Below are 3,127 nucleotides of genomic sequence, written 5' to 3'. Positions count from 1 at the left end.
TTGCCGTTGAGGTCGAATTCGATCACCGCCGTGGAGCGCACCAGTGCGCCGATCAGGTTCTCGTGCTCGCGGGAGGCCTCGATGGTGCGGGTCAGGTCGCTGGAGAAGATCGAAAAATACTTGATCCGCCCATCGGCCGAGCGCACCGGTTGCAGGATCGAACGCAACCAGGCTTCCTGGCCCGTACCGCGCAACAGGCGCACTGCGCCGGCGAAGTGCTCGCCACGGGTCAGCGCGTTTTTGAAACGCTGCTGGAATTCGTCGAACTTCACGTGATCCGGGACGAAGTCGTCGATGTGTCGGCCGATCAGGTCACCGCTCTTGTAGTGCATCTCGCCAAGGAAGTTCTGATTGACCGACTGAACCCGTCCATCGCTGTCGAGAGTCAGTACCAGCATCTCGCTTTCCAGACTTTCCTTCACTTGCTGGAGGCTGGAGAGTTCTTCACGAAGAGCCGACAGCTCCTGCTTCAAGCGTTTATTGAACATGGGAAAGCACCGATGGACGGGGGTAGAAAGCGATACGCAACCTAACCATCGGCCTTGGAAACATTTACTTAAGCGTGTTTCAGGCTTGTCCTGTAAAAATAGTTATGACGCGCACAATCAATGCGCGCCAGCAGTGGAACAGCCTGCGATTCTCGGCATCCGTGCACCGAAATAAGCCGCACTGCCCACGCCCACCGCGCCCATCACCGCACTGAACATCACGCAGATCCATGGACTCCATGGCATCAGACCGATCAACAACAGCGGTGTGACACTTGCCCATGCGGCGTAGGCAATGTTGTAGGTGAACGAGATTCCCGAGACGCGAATCCGCGCCGGGAACAGGCTGACCATCACCGATGGCACCGCGCCGACCACCCCGCAGGACAGCCCTGCCACGGCGTAGGCCAGGCCGAGCCAGTCGCCGCCCATGATCAGGCAGCCATACAGCACGCCGATGCCCAGCGGCAGCAGCAGGCTATAGAGCATCACCGTGCGCCAGGCGCCGATGCGGTCGACCAGCAGCCCGGCGAGCACGCAGCCGATGTTCAAGAACACGATGCCCAGTGCGCTCAAGGCGAAGGTATGGCTGGTGGTCATGCCAAAGGTTTTCTGCATCATGGTCGGGGTGATGACCACGAACACCACCACCGCCGAGGTCAGCACACAGGTGAGAATCATCGCCGGCAAAATGGCCAGGCGATGCTCGCGCAAGACCGTGCGCAGCGGCAGTTCGCCGGCCGCTTCGCGCTGCGCCTGCATGGCCATGAACACCGGGGTTTCGTTGAGCCAGCGACGCAGCCAGACGCCAATCACCCCAAACACGCCGCCGAGCAGGAACGGGTAACGCCAGGCGTAATCGAGGATTTCCTCCTGGGTGAATGCCTGCGCCAGAAAGGTCGCGGTCAATGCGCCGATAAGATAGCCGAAGGTCAGCCCCGCCTGCAGGAAACCCAGGGCATAGCCGCGATGGGCGATGGGCGCATGCTCGGCGACGAATACCCAGGCACTCGGCACTTCGCCCCCCACCGCCGCGCCCTGGAGGATGCGCAGGCCCAACAGCAGCAACGGAGCGAAATAACCGATTTGCGCGTAGGTCGGCATGATCCCGATCAGCAGGCAGGGCAACGCCATCATCAGGATGCTCAGGCTGAAGACTTTCTTGCGCCCCAGACGGTCGGCGAAGTGCGCCATCAGGATGCCGCCCAGCGGTCGCGCCAGGTAACCGGTGACGAAGATCCCGAAGCTTTGCAGCAGGCGCAGCCACTCGGGCATTTCCGGCGGGAAGAACAGCTGACTGAGGGTCAGGGCGAAAAACACGAAGATGATGAAGTCGTATATTTCCAGCGCCCCGCCGAGGGCGGCAAGCCCCAAGGTCTTGTAGTCCGAGCGGCTGAACGGCGCCGCGCGCGAATCGGTGTTGGCAGTCATGTAAAGAACTCTGGCACAGGCAAAAACCAAGGCGCCCATGGTCTACGCAAATGCACCGGCGGACAACCCGTTAGACCAAAGTCCCATAGCCACGAAACAGCCCCGCAAAAATCCTCGGCTTGAATTAATGTTGACGTCTGTCCAGACGGGCGGTTACTGCCCCGAAGACCACAACAAACATAAAAATCCGAGGTAACCCCCGTGGCCGCTGATATCGAAGATAGCCGCTCCGCCCGCTTTGCCCTGCGCTGCTCAAGTTTTGCCGAACGCTGGTTTCCTGACTCCTGGGTGTTTGCTGCCCTGGCGGTGATTATCGTGGCCTTGGCCACCATGGCGATGGGAGCCAAACCCACCGACGCCGCCATGGCCTTTGGTGATGGCTTCTGGAGCCTGATCCCCTTCACCATGCAGATGGCCTTCGTGGTGATCGGCGGTTATGTGGTCGCCAGTTCGCCGCCAGCGGTGAAACTGATCGACCGTCTGGCGAAGATCCCGAAAAACGGTCGCTCCGCCGTGGCCTGGGTCGCGCTGATCTCGATGGTCGCGTCGCTGCTGAACTGGGGCTTGTCCCTGGTGTTCGGCGGTTTGTTGGTGCGCGCCCTCGCCCGTCGTACCGATCTGAAAATGGACTATCGCGCCGCCGGTGCCGCCGCCTATCTGGGGCTTGGCGCGGTATGGGCCCTGGGCCTGTCGTCGTCCGCAGCACAATTGCAGGCCAACCCGGCGAGCCTGCCGCCGTCGATTCTATCGATCACCGGGGTGATTCCCTTCACCCAGACGATCTTTCTCTGGCAGTCCGGCGTGATGTTGCTGGCCTTGATCGTCATCTCGCTGATCATTGCCTACGCCACTGCCCCTGGCCCGAACTCGGCACGTGATGCCAAGGCCTGCGGTGTCGATCCGAGTTTCAACCTGCCACCGCTGCAACCACGCACCCGCCCCGGCGAATGGCTGGAATACAGCCCGCTGCTGATGATCCTGCTGGTGCTGCTGGCCGGTGGCTGGCTGTTCCACGAGTTCTCGACCAAACCGGCGATCAGTGCGATTTCCGGGCTGAACACCTACAACTTCCTGTTCATCATGCTCGGCGCCCTGTTGCACTGGCGTCCGCGCAGCTTTCTGGACGCCGTGGCCCGTGCGGTGCCGACCACTACCGGCGTGCTGATCCAGTTCCCGCTCTACGGTTCGATCGCGGCGCTGATGACCAC

At 61.4% G+C, this 3,127-nt stretch carries 3 protein-coding genes; 1 reads left to right on the top strand and 2 read right to left on the bottom strand.

The genetic code is table 11. From position 1 onward, the window contains the following. A partial coding sequence (locus AC1DVH_RS28605) for a PAS domain-containing protein (protein WP_477756611.1) occupies positions 1-488 on the bottom strand: 488 nt, incomplete at its 3' end. 117 nt (positions 489-605) lie between these two features. Next, the gene (locus AC1DVH_RS28600; RefSeq protein ID WP_477756610.1) at positions 606-1,919 is read right to left on the bottom strand and encodes an MFS transporter; all 1,314 of its coding nucleotides are present in this window, start codon (positions 1,917-1,919) and stop codon (positions 606-608) included. Between the two features lie 201 nt (positions 1,920-2,120). Between AC1DVH_RS28600 and AC1DVH_RS28595 the strand changes: the two genes are divergently transcribed. Beyond that, positions 2,121-3,127 (top strand): TIGR00366 family protein (locus AC1DVH_RS28595; RefSeq protein WP_477756609.1); only part of this gene is annotated, 1,007 nt, incomplete at its 3' end.

It is taken from the genome of Pseudomonas sp. P4_C3 (assembly GCF_056402075.1).
This window is presented reverse-complemented; position numbering and strand designations above follow the sequence as displayed.

Excerpts from the sequence above, each read along its gene's own strand:
- AC1DVH_RS28600 (WP_477756610.1), bottom strand. The coding sequence starts at position 1,919 with ATGACTGCCAACACCGATTCGCGCGCGGCGCCGTTCAGCCGCTCGGAC.